The organism is Clostridium estertheticum, from assembly GCF_026650985.1.
In the GTDB taxonomy this organism is placed as follows: domain Bacteria; phylum Bacillota; class Clostridia; order Clostridiales; family Clostridiaceae; genus Clostridium_AD; species Clostridium_AD estertheticum_C.
The window spans coordinates 4,111,450-4,124,928 of record NZ_CP086239.1; the positions used below are offsets into that span (position 1 = coordinate 4,111,450).

Consider the following 13,479-nt stretch of genomic DNA (forward strand, 5'->3'; position numbering starts at 1 on the left):
TATTATTAAAAATAAATTACTAATATTCGTATTTTGTATTGACTCCTTAATATTGCTCTGCTAATATTAAGGAGTATGGTTACCATTGATAATTTTTATTCTATACGGAGTAATATAAGGAGGCATATGAAATGAAAAATTTTTACGATGTAATTGTTGTAGGAGCCGGTCCAGCGGGAATATTCACTGCACTGGAAATTGCTAATAAAAAACCTGAACTTAGTGTACTTATAGTTGATAAAGGAAGAAATATAGAGAAAAGAAAATGTCCAGCGAGGATCAATGGCAAATGTGTTAAATGTAATCCCTGTGGAATAACATATGGATGGGCTGGAGCTGGAGCTTTTTCAGATGGTAAGCTTTCGCTAAGTCCAGAAGTTGGTGGAAGACTTCTAGAATATTTGTCTGAAGATGAATCAAAAAAATTAATAAAATATTGTGATGATATATACATAGAGTTTGGAGCAAATGAAAAGGTCTATGGACTTAATAGTGATAAAGTAGAGGATGTTAAATATGAGGCAAGTAAACACAATATTCGTCTTGTTGAGTGCCCTGTAAGACATTTAGGAACAGAACTTGCGTATGAAGTCCTAAAATCTATGTATCATCATTTAATAGACAATACAAATACAGACTTTGTTGAACTTAGTGAAGTGGAAGAGATAATAATTGAGGACAATAAAGCCACTGGAGTATTATTAAAAAATAAAGACGGTGTTTTTAAGGTTAATGCGAAATACGTTGTAGCTGCTCCCGGTAGAGGTGGGGCTGAGTGGATTGCAAATGAAGCTAAAAAACATGGTATAAAGGTTACTAACAATGCGGTAGATATTGGGGTAAGAGTTGAGGTGCCTAATTCTGTTATGGATCATCTAACAAAGGATTTATATGAAGCAAAATTAGTTTATTATTCTGATACATTTGGTAATAAGGTTAGAACTTTCTGTATGAATCCAGGTGGAGTAGTGTCAGCAGAGTATTATGATGATAATACAATTGCAGTTGTAAATGGTCATAGTTACTCAGATCAAAAACTAAGAACAACCAATACAAACTTTGCAATGCTTGTATCTACTAGTTTTACAGAGCCATTTAATCAGCCTATTGGTTATGGAAAATATATAGCTCAGTTAGGTAACATGTTAACTGGTGGAGGAATAATGGTTCAAAGACTCGGGGATTTACTAAAGGGGAGAAGAACAGATGTTAATAGGTTAAGTAAGTCAACTACAGTGCCTACTTTAAAATCAGCAGTACCGGGTGATTTAAGTTTTGTATTACCACAAAGACATCTAACATCTATTGTAGAAGCATTAAAGGCTTTTGACAAAATAGCGCCAGGGTTATATAGCAAAAACACATTATTATATGGCGTGGAAGTTAAGTTTTATTCTAGTAAGTTTAGTACAAATGATAAATTTGAAACAGCGATTAATAATTTGTATACTATAGGGGATGGGGCAGGAATAACTAGAGGGCTAATGCAAGCATCTGCAACTGGAGTCATAGTAGCAAGAGATATAACTACAAAGGAAGATTAAGATTACAGCACCTTCGATGATGATTAATTTAAATAATTGGTTATATGAATGTTTAAAGTGTATAATTCAAATATAAAGTAAACATAATAGGCAATGAAGTTTGAGCGCCAAGGGATCTAAGAAATTTATTGTGAATTGAAAGAAAGCGAGGAATTTATATGTCAGCATTTATTGTTTTAGGGGCCCAGTGGGGTGATGAAGGTAAAGGTAAGATGACAGATTATCTTGCTGAGGGAGCAGACGTTGTAGTCAGGTTCCAAGGCGGAAACAATGCAGGTCATACTGTTGTTGTAGGAGATAAAGAATACAAACTTCACTTAATACCATCAGGAATACTATACAAAAATAAATTGAATGTAATAGGTAATGGTGTTGTTGTAGATCCAGAAGCTTTATTTAAAGAAATTGACTATTTACAAGATTTAGGTGAGAATATAACGCCTGAAAGACTAATGATTAGTGATAGATCACAGGTTATAATGCCTTACCATAAAGAGTTAGACAATTTATATGAGATAGCCAGAGGTAAAAATGATATTGGAACTACCAAAAAAGGTATAGGCCCTTGTTACACTGATAAATTTGAACGAAGTGGAATTAGAGTTTGTGACTTAATGAAAAAAGATGTTCTAAAAGAAAAACTTAAAACTAATTTAACAATTAAGAATGATATAATAACAAAAGTTTTGGGCGGAAAAGCTTTAGATTTTGATACAATATATACACAGTATTTAGAATATGCAGATAGGATGAGGCCTTTTGTCAAAGACATATCAGTTAAAGTTTATGATTCAATAAAAGCTGGAAAAAATGTTTTATTTGAAGGAGCACAAGGTACTTTACTTGATATAGATTATGGTTCATATCCTTTTGTAACTTCATCAAACACTATTGCAGGTGGAGTTTGTGTTGGAGCAGGAATAGGACCTACAATGATTACAAGTGTCGTAGGAGTAGCTAAGGCTTATACTACAAGAGTAGGAAAAGGCCCATTCCCAACAGAACTTGAGGATGAAACAGGAGAATGGATTCGCGAAAAAGGGTTTGAATTTGGTGTAACAACAGGTAGAGCAAGAAGATGTGGGTGGCTTGATCTTGTTATATTAAAGTCGGCAGCAAGAGTTTCCGGAATCACTAGTTTTGCTGTAACCAAAATAGATACTTTAGCGGGACTTAAAAAAATCAAAATTTGCGTAGGATATAAATTTGAGGGTAGTATTATAGATTACTTCCCAGCAAGTCTTGAGGATTTAGCTATGTGCGTGCCAGTATATGAAGAATTTGATGGTTGGGATTTAAGTATAGCAGATGCAAGAAGTTATGAAGAACTTCCTGAAAATGCAAAAATATACTTAAAGAGAATTGAAGAGTTTACTAGTGTCAAAGTTTCAATAGTTTCAGTAGGTCCTAAAAGAGATCAAACAATGGTATTAACTGAAATATAGTATATAAATATATATTAAATTATTTTATACTCATGTATGTTTTTTATATTATAGGAAAATATAAATAATATAGAAAACATGCATGAGGTATACAAATTGGTACTAAAGATTAAAAAAGTGCGTACTAGTAAAGTTTAAGTATATAGAATACAATGAGAATGAGAATTAAAGTTAGTGAATATTTTTATTTATTAACTAGTCAAATTCTGATATAATTATTTCAAACTAAAATAAAGTGAGGTATATAATATGAAAATAACTAAGGATATGACAATAGGCGAAGTTGTAAGACAAAAACCAGAATCAGTTCAAGTATTAATGAACTTTGGAATGGGTTGTGTTGGATGCCCTTCAGCACAAGCTGAAACATTAGAAGAAGCATCAATGGTTCATGGTCTTAATTTAGAAGAATTAATGACTGCAATAAACGCATAAAAAAATTAAGACACTTAGCAAATGCTAAGTGTCTTGTTTTTTAATTTTTTCTTATTTTCTTAATGGCCAATATAACAGGAATGGTAATTATAGTAGCTATGATGGCTTCTGGAACACCATTTATTATAGCAATACCATAAATGGTTTTTGCAGCAATGGAAGGGTCTATGCCCTTAGAAACGGCAAATTTAGCTGCGTATAAAATGTATACCATAGTTAAAACCCCAAATGTGTTAGTTAAAGAACCGATTACAGTAGCAAGTCCAATTCTTAGGTTTTCATTTTTACCAAAGCTTAGTTTATAAACATAGTACGAAGTAAGACCAATAAGAACCCTTGGTAATACAGATACTAAAGGATTTATAAAAGCAAAAGATAGTATATTGGGAGCAGTTATGTTTTGTATAATACTAAAAACACCAAATATTAAACCAATGGTCATTCCAACTATAGGGCCACCTATTATTGAACCTATAATAACCGGAATATGCATTATAGTAGCTTTGGCACCAGGAAGTGGAATAAAACCATATCCAGTTAATCCAAGTACTACACAAACAGCTGATAGCATACCAATGGTTGTAAGTTCACGTGTTTTTATTTTTCTAATTTTAATAGAGTTATTATTAATCATGTGTTCCCTCCGCTCTTATTCCATAAGGATATAAGTCGACCTATTCATAATCCTTATTTATAGTTCAGTTTCATAACGAATACTGACAACAATATTTTATCACTTATTTCATAACAATTACATAGATAAATAAAAATTTATCAAAGTTTATATTTATATTAACTTATTATTGAATATTTAAGCAGTTTATTTTGATATAATCTAAGTATAAAAAAATTATTAATAACAAAATTATTAGATATTATATACTTATAAAAAATATAGGGGTGATTTGATGAGTAAAATTCCAGTGGTTACTGGCAGAGAGTATAACATTCATTATTATGAAGTAGATATACAAAAAAGAGTTCTGATTACAAGTATAATGAATTATCTAGGAGATATGGCAATGTATCAAAGTGAAACTTTACGAGTTGGAATAGACTACCTTAAAGAGAATAAAATGGCCTGGGTCTTATATAAGTGGGATATAACAATTAAGTCTTACCCACTTCTTAACGAGACTATAAAGGTGGAGACATTTGCACATTCTTTTAAAAAGTTTTATGCAGATAGAAAATATGATATCTTTGATGGTAAAGGAAATAAAATAGGACATGCTGATTCAATTTGGATTTTAATAAACACAGATACAAGAAGACCAATAAGAGTTACAAAAGATTTGTATGAAGTTTATGGTATAGATGATAGTCCCAATATATTAAAAAACATTGAGAATATATTATCAATAAATGAAGTGGATAATGAGAAAAGTTTTCAGGTAAGATACAGTGATATTGATACAAATATGCACGTAAACAATGTTAAATATGCAGCTTGGGCTTTGGAAACAATACCTGAGGACATAATACTAAATAAAGAACTTAAAAACATTAAGGTGACTTACACAAAGGAAACAAAATATGGAGAAATTATAAAAGTAAGCACGCAGGTTATAAAAGAAGTTGATAAAACGATATGTAGACATAGAATCATAAACGAAGAAGGAACTGAACTAACTCTTTTGGAAAGTATTTGGGTATAGTAACTAAAATTGCTTTTTTCTTATATAATGATAACAAAAGGATAGATTGCGTAGGATTCATTTGAACAAACCATAGTAATTCTTAATTTATTTTATTTGCAGATGCGTGAAGAAAATCACATGTTTGAGCAAAAGCGAGTTTGTGATTTTTAGCAGATGTAAATAATATAAATTTTAGAGTTACATGGTGAAGTGAAAGAAATCTGAGCAATCTATCCTTTTCATTAGTAATATATAAGAAAATCTATTTGGAAGCATTTCTGCCTGCAACAGCACCAGAACTCCACGCCCATTGAAGGTTAAAACCACCACAATCCCCATCAACGTCTAATATTTCACCTGCAAAAAATAGATTTTTTATAATATTAGATTCTAGAGTTCGAGGGTTAATTTCTTTTGTATTAATACCTCCTGCAGTAACTTGGGCATTTGAAAAAGAATTAGTGCCAGATACTTCAAATTGCCAATGTTTAAGCAAAGCATAAATAGCTTCTTTTTCTATTAGGGCTAAATCGCGGCAAGGTTTATGCATATCTTCTATTTTGGCTTCTTTTAAAATTATTGGAATAAGTTTCTTGTGAATTATGCCAATAAATGAATCACAAAGGTCGCGACCTTCAAATAATGACCAATGTTTGTTTAAAAATTTTGGTAGATCTTCATGGCTAATATTTGGTAACATGTCAATTTTCAAAGAAACTTTATTACTTTTAGATAAGCCACGAGCTGCAGTTCTGCTAAGTTGAAGTATTGGAGGGCCAGAAATACCGTAGTCCGTAAAGAGTATTTCTCCAAATTCCTTTTGAATACATAAACCATTTATAAATATTTCTCCATAGCCATCAAATTTTACTCCGGATAAAGCTTTTAACCTACTATAGTTTAATTTAAGCTGTACAAGGGCAGGTACTTGAGGAAGCACATCGTGACCTAATTGTCTTGCCAATGTATATCCAGAGCCGTCAGAACCTGTTTTAGGGGCGCATTTGCCGCCAGCAGCAAGAATCAACCTGTCACATTCATATATACTATTATCTGAGCTGTAAATTTTAAAACCCTTCTTAGTTTTAGTGATTTCCTTAGCTTTGGTATTTGTATAGACAGGAATGTTTTTTTCGTCTAGAGCAAATCTTAATATATCAAGAACTGAGGAGGCCTGCATAGACATAGGGAATATTTTACCTCCATCTACGGTTACCAAAGGTATGCCCAAAGAAGCGAAAAAATCTATAGTATCCGCTGCAGAAAAAGAATTTAGAGTATCTGCAAAGAAACCAGGATTATCACTGTGGTATCTATCATTATTTATATTATCATTACTAATATTACATCTACCGTTACCAGTAGTTAATATTTTTTTACCAATTCTATCGCTTCCTTCGATTATCGCTACATCTATACCGAAATCCTTAGCTATAAGAGCAGCTGTTAGACCGGAAGCGCCTCCGCCAACTATTATAAGAGTATGTTTCAAGAAAATCTCTCCCTTCGAGAAAAAATTATGTTCATATATAAATTGTTTGATTATAATTTTACCCTAAAATGAGTAAGATGAACATGGATTTTATATAATTTCATATAAAATCACAAAGTAGCTAGAATTTAGTAGTGGATAGTAATATATGAAAAAAAATATAAAATTTATTTAAAGCTTAAACCGTTGAATTTACTAGAGTTATGTACTATATTAAAAAAAAGAATGAAAAAAAGCAAGAAAATATGTTGACACATCAAGAAAAATTAGGTATTATAGTTTATGTCGGGTTGCGAGACCCAACTACATAATTAATAAAGTGACAACGACTATGGCTCCTTGGTCAAGCGGTTAAGACACCACCCTTTCACGGTGGTAACAGGGGTTCAATTCCCCTAGGAGTCACCACTAAACATATATGGGAGCATAGCTCAGCTGGGAGAGCATCTGCCTTACAAGCAGAGGGTCACAGGTTCGAACCCTGTTGTTCCCACCATATATGGCTCAGTAGCTCAGTTGGTTAGAGTGCTGCCCTGTCACGGCAGAGGTCGAGGGTCCGAGTCCCTTCTGAGTCGCCATTTTTATTAGCTAGCATGGCTCAACGGTAGAGCAGCTGACTTGTAATCAGCAGGTTGTAGGTTCAATTCCTATTGCTAGCTCCATTTAAAATTTAATAAGGCTCCTTGGTCAAGCGGTTAAGACACCACCCTTTCACGGTGGTAACAGGGGTTCAATTCCCCTAGGAGTCACCACCAAAACATATATGGGAGCATAGCTCAGCTGGGAGAGCATCTGCCTTACAAGCAGAGGGTCACAGGTTCGAACCCTGTTGTTCCCACCATATATGGCTCAGTAGCTCAGTTGGTTAGAGTGCTGCCCTGTCACGGCAGAGGTCGAGGGTCCGAGTCCCTTCTGAGTCGCCATATTTTTGCTAGCATGGCTCAACGGTAGAGCAGCTGACTTGTAATCAGCAGGTTGTAGGTTCAATTCCTATTGCTAGCTCCAAAAAAGTTCTAAACTAATGTTTAGAACTTTTTTTAATTCACTGAAAAATCATTAGATTTTATCAGCATTTCAGAAAAGTGCTTAATAATAGAAAGTACATATTACTACAAATGCATTTGCAGTAATATGTACTTTCTATTAATGATTATATTTTAATATTATTTTAATTTACTCAAATTTTCCTTTATCCTTATATCATCTCCAAAGAATTTGCAAGCAGTAAAATTGCCAAATAATCTAGAAGTTATTCTTTCTGCATAAGTTTTAAGTAAACTTTCAAGAGATAAATTAGTAGATACTACCATCTTCTTTTGTTTTAATAACTTAGTATTAAGTAAGTTAAACAGTTCAGCTTTATTAAAATCTGAAAGCTGCTCGGTACCTAAATCATCGATAATAAGTAAGTCACAATCTATTAGTAATTCTTCTAAAGCACTATTGTTATTAAATCTAATATCTTTTAAAGCCCTTATTAATTCCTCGGCCGTCCTATATACTACAAAGGAACCTTTATCAATTAATTCTTTTGTAATACAATGAGACAGAAATGTTTTTCCTGTTCCAGAACTTCCGTAAAATAATAAATTTTCATCAGTAGTGTCGAAGTTTTTCAAAAAGCTCATAGATATAGATAAAATCTTTTCCATGTTTCTTTTGGGAGATACTGATTCAAGTTCACTTTTCCTAGAAGGATAATAATCCAATTTAAAATTATCAAAATTATGAGTTTTAAGCATGCTTTTTAATTCAGATCCAGTATAATAAACATCTACTACCTTTTGTTTAAAGCAAGAGCATTTAGTGTTTCCAATAAATCCTGTATCGCGGCATTTATTACATCTATAATGTAAATTCAGGTACTCCATGTCAAAGCCATTAGAGACTAATAGTTCAGATTTTTTTACTCTTATATCCATTATTTTTTCTTTTAAGTCATGTAAATAGCTTTCTCTATTATCAATATTCTTCAAGGCACTAATAGATAATTCAATACATAATTTACCTATCTTTTTATCTAATCCAATAATTTCAGGATGAGTTTCTTCTATATGAATTTTTCTTTTCCTAAAGTCAGACTCTTCTTCTTGTCTTATTTGATCATATATACTTAATATCTTGGTTTGATAACCTTTAATCATTTTTATCCCATCCTAGTAATTTTTTTTCTAGTTCATCAAAGTCGTAGGCTCTCTGTTCATAATCATTAAAGCTACCTTTAGTAGGTTTACCACCAGCAGTATTGCGTTTGGTAGTAAGTGCATGTTTTTTATCTTTCTTTTCTATGTCCTCTAATGAGTTTATACCGTCTTTAAACCAACTATTTAGAATCCCATCAATATATTTAAAATCGGCTCTGTTAAGTCTATCAAAACAAATATCGCAAGCCTTAAATATAATTTCGAGAGAAAATTTATAAACATTTATCCATTTATCTAGTATTTGTTCTTGAGGCTTCATTATTTCAGGAGCTTTAATCCCTAGATAATTTAATATTTTTCTAATATTTATCCATTTATCCTCATGTTTCTTTATATAAGATTGGGCATCTTCAATATTTTTAATATCCGCATCATGCCATGCAATGGCAATGGTTTCAATGTACCTATAATCAACTTTACCTTTTGATACGCAGTATTGAATTAATAGAAGTATTAATTCTGGGGGAAAGTTATAATCTTTTTGCCAGCTTAGATACATTGTCATTTCTTTTGGTGATAATGGTTTGGCTAATAGTTTTTCAATATCCTGTAGCATGCCCTTTATAGAAGAGTTGGTTAATTCCTCGAGTAAATTTATATTTTGTATATTCTCATTTGGAACATCTAAAAGGTCTAAAAATTCAATATTAAAATTACCCATATTATCAATTGGAGTCATTTTAATTATGGTTTCATCATTCCAGTAGTTCCAAGCATTAACGACATCCGTTTCTAGGAGTCCAAGGGTATTTGCTATTACCGAAGATGTAGCACCTATTTCTCCAGATGCACAATACTTTAGTCCAAGAAGATAAACTTTAACAAATTCTCCCCTAGCTCTAGGCATAAACTTATCTATAAAAATATTACTCACAGGAGTATATTTATAATTTTCATTTTTAAACATGAAAGTGCTCATAAAGTCACTACCTTCCTTTTTATATTTTAGAATTAGTATTTTAGAATTAGTATTTTAACATCTAAAATTAAGTTTATCTATATAATGTAGATAATAAATTATATAGTGTATTTTAATCTATAAAAATTTTATTATTCAACCTATAGTATACCATATAGTTAAAAATATAAATAAAAGAATATTTGAATAATGTTTAATTTATGGTACAAAAGGGCATATTAAGCAAGTGTCATAGGAGGTATAATATTGAATGCTTTAAGATGAAAAAAAGCGTTATCTGTGTGTTACTTATAACAATGATGGTGGTATAGAAACCACATATGCACACTGTAGTGACATTCTCGTAAAAAAAGGTGATATATAAAGAAAGGCATGAAAATAGGAGAGGTAGGAAGTACTGGACACATTATAGGACCACATTTACGTTTTGAGGTAAGAGTAAATGAAGGACCCAAAAATCAAGAAAAATATATAAGGTGAAAATAAATATATGAATAAAATTTCATTAAAAGTAAAAAATACTTTATAAAGGAGTGATTTTATGCCATATAAAGAAATGAGTACCCCGGCTAAAGAAAAGGATAATAAACCTAAAAAGCCAGAAACTATTGAGGCATCTGATATGAAGAAGGCGAAACGTAAATCAGCAATAAGAGTCGATAAATAATTAAATTTATTCCAGAGTGTTAAAGCGTAATAAAAGATAATTAACAGCTTTTTAAAAAATGAATGATAGGGAGAGCATTAAATGCTCTCTTTATTTTTTTAGATAAAATATATTACTTGTACGATAACAATTAAATTAAAGTATTATCTAAAATGGTAACGTAGGTTACAGTAAGTTTAGCCTATATACAGTATTATTGAGTTATAGATTTGTAGATTTAAAAAATAATTAAATATTGGAGGAATAATAATGAGCGCTTTTTTAGCACCTATTCACACATGGGTATTTAGTAAAATTTTATTAGCAGAGGACTTAGAGTTAAAATTAAAAAAAGCATATATAGATAAATACGGTGATAATGCAAAGGATGTTATTGAAAGATCACTAGCTTACGGTAGTCCAATAGACACAAGCAAAAGTATAGAGGATATAATTGATGTATCTAATATACATGGGTGGCTTTCGGATAAAATTGAAAAGGTTGAAACGAGAATAGCATTTATAATAACAGAAATGATTAAGAAGAACGAAAAAGAAGCAGAAGTTATTGCACATGAATGTTTTATAAAGCAAGGTAAAACAGTCGGTGAGATGTCAAGAGCAAAAGAAATGCCGGGAAGCCCAGAAGAAGTATTTAATGCGCTTAATAATTATCTACTAGAAGGCATGCCTTGTGATAGAGTAACAAGGCCTATAAAATCGGAAGAGGATATATTCGAATGGGAAACTACAAGTTGCATTCATAAAATTTATTGGGAAACGGTAAATGGAGACGTAAATATATTTTATAACCTTAGACATGAATGGACTAAAGCATTTGTTGAAAATTCAAATGATGAATATACTTATAATTTCATTAAAGCGATAGAGCATAATGGTATAATTGGAGTAAATCAAATTATAAGAAAGTAAATGTGGAGAGGGATATAATAATTGTTAAGCTCTCCATGGAATAGGAGGTAATTTAATGGAACCTAAACATGCTGTACTTCAAAAGGTAAGAGATGGGAAAAGAACTTATGGTGTAACACCTCATATTCCAGGAGGGTTTATAACCCCAAAGCAGCTTTCGAAAATAGCTAGTGTTGCGCAAAAATACAAAGGTGTATTAAAGATGACCTCGGGTCAGAGAATTGCAATATTAGGGCTTGATTGCGAAGATGTTTCGAAGGTATGGGAAGAATTAGGTATGAGTCCAGCTGTTAAATCTCTAAACTCTGTAAAAAATGTTCATATGTGTCCAGCGGCTTTTTGTAAAAGAGCAAAACAGAATTCCCTTAAAATTGGAATGCTTTTAGATAAGCGTTACCATGGTATGGAGATGCCTTGTAGAACAAAAATTGGGGTAGCTGGTTGCAAAAATGCTTGCACTAGTGTTTATTCTAGGGATTTAGGTGTAATTGGCGACAAAGAGGGATATATGATAGTGGCCGGTGGTAGTGGGGGATTTACGCCTAGAGTTGCGGATATCATTGCGGAAAAATTAACTGAGGATCAAGTGTTAATTTTGGCTGATACTTTGATCACGTATTATAAGGATAAAGGAAACATGGGAGAAAAATTAGGTGATTTTATAACAAGAATAGGACTAGAAAAATTTAAAGAGGATACACTAGCTGTTCTGTAATAATTAAATTGAGTAATAATAGCTTTAAAAACCATATTAAAAACGCTTAATAGGCGTTTTTATTTTTTTTGAGAATAAATATTATATTTTTTATGAATACTATATTATCATCTCATCTAAAAATTGTTTAAAAAATTACAAAGTATATATGAAATATAAATGGAGAGTCTAATATTTGAGAGGAGTGATGAATTTTGAGAGGGATGAAGGGAAGAGAATTAGGCGAGGAAAAATGCGAAAGACTTAAAGCTGGGTTAGATAGATATGTAAGAATCGAAGGCATAGAAAGTAAGTTAGTAAATATTCCAACAATAGTTACTGGAATTAACGATGATGGGACAATAAGGCAAGAAGAAATTCAGTCCTACGCATATGAGGTAGTTGATCAAAATAATAATGTTATAGATTAATATCTAATTAGGGCACAGAGCAAATAACTAAAAATATGATTTATATATTTAGTTATGTGCCTTAGTTTATAATTTAAATTTATTAGAGGGTACCATAAAACAATTACTTTCTTTCTTTTGGTGCAAATTTACCACAATCTATCCCAGATGATTGTTTTACTAGTATGGAAGGCAAATTTGGTGATTTGAAACCATAAAGTTTACAGCCTTTGGGGAAAGCTGGATCCCAAGTAATATAGTAATATATGCATTTACAACAATTTGTCTTTTCGATAACCATAAGAGCTCCTTTGAGGAAATAAAATTAACCACCAAGGGTTACATCTTGCTGATCGTACCAATTTAATGCGTTAGTTAAATGTTCGGGTTTAAAATCAGGCCAAAAGTCATCTATAGGATAAAAGTCAGAATATATGGACTGTATTGGCAAGAAACCGCTAAGACGCATTCTACCACCCCAACGAATGATTAGATCTACTCTAGAAATATCTTTAGTTTTGATACAATTCAATATATTGCTTCTTTTACTACTTTTGTTTTGATCGAGATTACTTAGATCCCATTCCCAGCCATAGTTTACTAGAAAATTTATCCTTATGCCGCCCCTGCCAAAGGTTTTACGTGAGGTGAAAGGAAGCAGTTCTTTTGGAAACATAGGGGAGTCGCTATTTCCGACTACTAATAAATCGGCATCTTGTGTACTTAAAAGCTTTACAGCATCGACACAAGCTTTAGCAAAGGCCTCTCTTTGTATTACTGGCCTTTTTGTATTATCGGTAGTAAAACCGAAATAAGTTATTTCTTTTACACCTGCACTTTTGCAAAGTTTATACAAAGATAGACCAGGATCTAATCCATAAGTATATCCTTTGTCCTTAGGTAAACCATTATCTACGGACCATCTTCTATTTCCATCGGGAATTATTCCGATATGATTCGGTATTCTCATATTACCACCCTTTAATTACGAATTTTTATAACTTATAAATCATATTATATCCAACATTGCTACATTAATCCATAATATTTATAGAACAACTAATAATTTGATCTCATAAAGTTTGGAGGATAACATGGTTTTGCACTACAAAATATA

15 protein-coding genes and 8 tRNA genes are annotated in these 13,479 nt (G+C 31.8%); 17 read left to right on the forward strand and 6 right to left on the reverse strand.

Annotation, left to right across the window (positions count from 1 at the left end):
- Positions 1 to 131: 131 nt before the first annotated feature.
- The 3 genes from LL038_RS19675 to LL038_RS19685 all read left to right on the forward strand — a co-directional run bounded on the left by LL038_RS19675 (position 132) and on the right by LL038_RS19685 (position 3,424).
- The gene (locus LL038_RS19675; protein WP_216126386.1) at positions 132 to 1,544 is read left to right on the forward strand and encodes an NAD(P)/FAD-dependent oxidoreductase; all 1,413 of its coding nucleotides are present in this window, start codon (positions 132 to 134) and stop codon (positions 1,542 to 1,544) included.
- Positions 1,545 to 1,702: 158 nt separating this feature from the next.
- A complete protein-coding gene (locus LL038_RS19680) occupies positions 1,703 to 2,989 on the forward strand; it encodes an adenylosuccinate synthase (protein WP_216126384.1) in 1,287 nt (428 codons plus the stop codon).
- Positions 2,990 to 3,238: 249 nt separating this feature from the next.
- Positions 3,239 to 3,424: a DUF1858 domain-containing protein gene (locus LL038_RS19685; RefSeq protein WP_071614767.1), complete on the forward strand. Its 186-nt coding sequence runs from the start codon at positions 3,239 to 3,241 to the stop codon at positions 3,422 to 3,424.
- A gap of 40 nt (positions 3,425 to 3,464) precedes the next feature.
- Here the strand turns inward: LL038_RS19685 and LL038_RS19690 are convergent, their stop codons facing one another.
- Positions 3,465 to 4,058 (reverse strand): ECF transporter S component, encoded by a 594-nt coding sequence (locus LL038_RS19690; RefSeq protein WP_216126382.1) that lies wholly within the window; start codon positions 4,056 to 4,058, stop codon positions 3,465 to 3,467.
- A 274-nt stretch (positions 4,059 to 4,332) separates the two neighbouring features.
- Here LL038_RS19690 and LL038_RS19695 point away from each other — a divergent pair, with 274 nt between their 5' ends.
- Positions 4,333 to 5,082: an acyl-[acyl-carrier-protein] thioesterase gene (locus LL038_RS19695; RefSeq protein ID WP_216126380.1), complete on the forward strand. Its 750-nt coding sequence runs from the start codon at positions 4,333 to 4,335 to the stop codon at positions 5,080 to 5,082.
- A 244-nt stretch (positions 5,083 to 5,326) separates the two neighbouring features.
- Here LL038_RS19695 and LL038_RS19700 read toward each other — a convergent pair whose 3' ends face one another.
- A complete protein-coding gene (locus tag LL038_RS19700) occupies positions 5,327 to 6,556 on the reverse strand; it encodes an NAD(P)/FAD-dependent oxidoreductase (RefSeq protein WP_216126378.1) in 1,230 nt (409 codons plus the stop codon).
- A 333-nt stretch (positions 6,557 to 6,889) separates the two neighbouring features.
- Here LL038_RS19700 and LL038_RS19705 point away from each other — a divergent pair.
- The 8 genes from LL038_RS19705 (at position 6,890) to LL038_RS19740 (ending at position 7,561) form a co-directional block, all read left to right on the forward strand.
- A tRNA-Glu gene (locus LL038_RS19705) sits at positions 6,890 to 6,964 on the forward strand.
- Between the two features lie 12 nt (positions 6,965 to 6,976).
- A tRNA-Val gene (locus LL038_RS19710) sits at positions 6,977 to 7,052 on the forward strand.
- 5 nt (positions 7,053 to 7,057) lie between these two features.
- Positions 7,058 to 7,134 (forward strand) — tRNA-Asp (locus tag LL038_RS19715).
- Positions 7,135 to 7,143: 9 nt separating this feature from the next.
- Positions 7,144 to 7,218 (forward strand) — tRNA-Thr (locus LL038_RS19720).
- Between the two features lie 15 nt (positions 7,219 to 7,233).
- A tRNA-Glu gene (locus tag LL038_RS19725) sits at positions 7,234 to 7,308 on the forward strand.
- Between the two features lie 13 nt (positions 7,309 to 7,321).
- Positions 7,322 to 7,397 (forward strand) — tRNA-Val (locus LL038_RS19730).
- A 5-nt stretch (positions 7,398 to 7,402) separates the two neighbouring features.
- Positions 7,403 to 7,479, forward strand: a tRNA-Asp gene (locus LL038_RS19735).
- A gap of 7 nt (positions 7,480 to 7,486) precedes the next feature.
- Positions 7,487 to 7,561: transfer RNA gene (locus LL038_RS19740), tRNA-Thr, on the forward strand.
- A gap of 158 nt (positions 7,562 to 7,719) precedes the next feature.
- Here LL038_RS19740 and LL038_RS19745 read toward each other — a convergent pair.
- Positions 7,720 to 8,700: an ATP-binding protein gene (locus LL038_RS19745; RefSeq protein WP_216124483.1), complete on the reverse strand. Its 981-nt coding sequence runs from the start codon at positions 8,698 to 8,700 to the stop codon at positions 7,720 to 7,722.
- Positions 8,693 to 9,679: a DnaD domain protein gene (locus LL038_RS19750; RefSeq protein WP_216124480.1), complete on the reverse strand. Its 987-nt coding sequence runs from the start codon at positions 9,677 to 9,679 to the stop codon at positions 8,693 to 8,695. The genes LL038_RS19745 and LL038_RS19750 overlap by 8 nt, the downstream gene beginning before the upstream one ends.
- Positions 9,680 to 10,051: 372 nt before the next feature.
- Here LL038_RS19750 and LL038_RS25610 point away from each other — a divergent pair, with 372 nt between their 5' ends.
- From LL038_RS25610 to LL038_RS19770, 5 genes are all read left to right on the forward strand, one after another.
- On the forward strand, positions 10,052 to 10,159 hold the full coding sequence (locus LL038_RS25610) for a hypothetical protein (RefSeq protein WP_326493436.1): 108 nt from the start codon (positions 10,052 to 10,054) through the stop codon (positions 10,157 to 10,159).
- Positions 10,160 to 10,220: 61 nt separating this feature from the next.
- Positions 10,221 to 10,346: a hypothetical protein gene (locus LL038_RS19755; RefSeq protein ID WP_257786559.1), complete on the forward strand. Its 126-nt coding sequence runs from the start codon at positions 10,221 to 10,223 to the stop codon at positions 10,344 to 10,346.
- 249 nt (positions 10,347 to 10,595) lie between these two features.
- Positions 10,596 to 11,258, forward strand: coding sequence for a hypothetical protein (locus LL038_RS19760; RefSeq protein ID WP_216124465.1), 663 nt, complete (start codon positions 10,596 to 10,598; stop codon positions 11,256 to 11,258).
- A gap of 55 nt (positions 11,259 to 11,313) precedes the next feature.
- A complete protein-coding gene (locus LL038_RS19765) occupies positions 11,314 to 11,973 on the forward strand; it encodes an NAD(P)/FAD-dependent oxidoreductase (protein ID WP_216124463.1) in 660 nt (219 codons plus the stop codon).
- 194 nt (positions 11,974 to 12,167) lie between these two features.
- A complete protein-coding gene (locus LL038_RS19770) occupies positions 12,168 to 12,383 on the forward strand; it encodes a hypothetical protein (protein WP_216124461.1) in 216 nt (71 codons plus the stop codon).
- Between the two features lie 103 nt (positions 12,384 to 12,486).
- Here LL038_RS19770 and LL038_RS19775 read toward each other — a convergent pair whose 3' ends face one another.
- Complete coding sequence (locus tag LL038_RS19775; protein WP_216124459.1) at positions 12,487 to 12,663, reverse strand: uracil-DNA glycosylase; 177 nt, start codon at positions 12,661 to 12,663, stop codon at positions 12,487 to 12,489.
- A gap of 24 nt (positions 12,664 to 12,687) precedes the next feature.
- On the reverse strand, positions 12,688 to 13,332 hold the full coding sequence (locus LL038_RS19780; RefSeq protein WP_216124457.1) for an undecaprenyl diphosphate synthase family protein: 645 nt from the start codon (positions 13,330 to 13,332) through the stop codon (positions 12,688 to 12,690).
- Positions 13,333 to 13,479 lie beyond the last annotated feature (147 nt).

Excerpts from the sequence above, each read along its gene's own strand:
- LL038_RS19675 (WP_216126386.1), top strand. The coding sequence starts at position 132 with ATGAAAAATTTTTACGATGTAATTGTTGTAGGAGCCGGTCCAGCGGGA.
- LL038_RS19680 (WP_216126384.1), top strand. The coding sequence starts at position 1,703 with ATGTCAGCATTTATTGTTTTAGGGGCCCAGTGGGGTGATGAAGGTAAA.
- LL038_RS19685 (WP_071614767.1), top strand. The coding sequence starts at position 3,239 with ATGAAAATAACTAAGGATATGACAATAGGCGAAGTTGTAAGACAAAAA.
- LL038_RS19690 (WP_216126382.1), bottom strand. The coding sequence starts at position 4,058 with ATGATTAATAATAACTCTATTAAAATTAGAAAAATAAAAACACGTGAA.
- LL038_RS19695 (WP_216126380.1), top strand. The coding sequence starts at position 4,333 with ATGAGTAAAATTCCAGTGGTTACTGGCAGAGAGTATAACATTCATTAT.
- LL038_RS19745 (WP_216124483.1), bottom strand. The coding sequence starts at position 8,700 with ATGATTAAAGGTTATCAAACCAAGATATTAAGTATATATGATCAAATA.
- LL038_RS19750 (WP_216124480.1), bottom strand. The coding sequence starts at position 9,679 with ATGAGCACTTTCATGTTTAAAAATGAAAATTATAAATATACTCCTGTG.
- LL038_RS25610 (WP_326493436.1), top strand. The coding sequence starts at position 10,052 with ATGAAAATAGGAGAGGTAGGAAGTACTGGACACATTATAGGACCACAT.
- LL038_RS19755 (WP_257786559.1), top strand. The coding sequence starts at position 10,221 with ATGCCATATAAAGAAATGAGTACCCCGGCTAAAGAAAAGGATAATAAA.
- LL038_RS19760 (WP_216124465.1), top strand. The coding sequence starts at position 10,596 with ATGAGCGCTTTTTTAGCACCTATTCACACATGGGTATTTAGTAAAATT.
- LL038_RS19765 (WP_216124463.1), top strand. The coding sequence starts at position 11,314 with ATGGAACCTAAACATGCTGTACTTCAAAAGGTAAGAGATGGGAAAAGA.
- LL038_RS19775 (WP_216124459.1), bottom strand. The coding sequence starts at position 12,663 with ATGGTTATCGAAAAGACAAATTGTTGTAAATGCATATATTACTATATT.
- LL038_RS19780 (WP_216124457.1), bottom strand. The coding sequence starts at position 13,332 with ATGAGAATACCGAATCATATCGGAATAATTCCCGATGGAAATAGAAGA.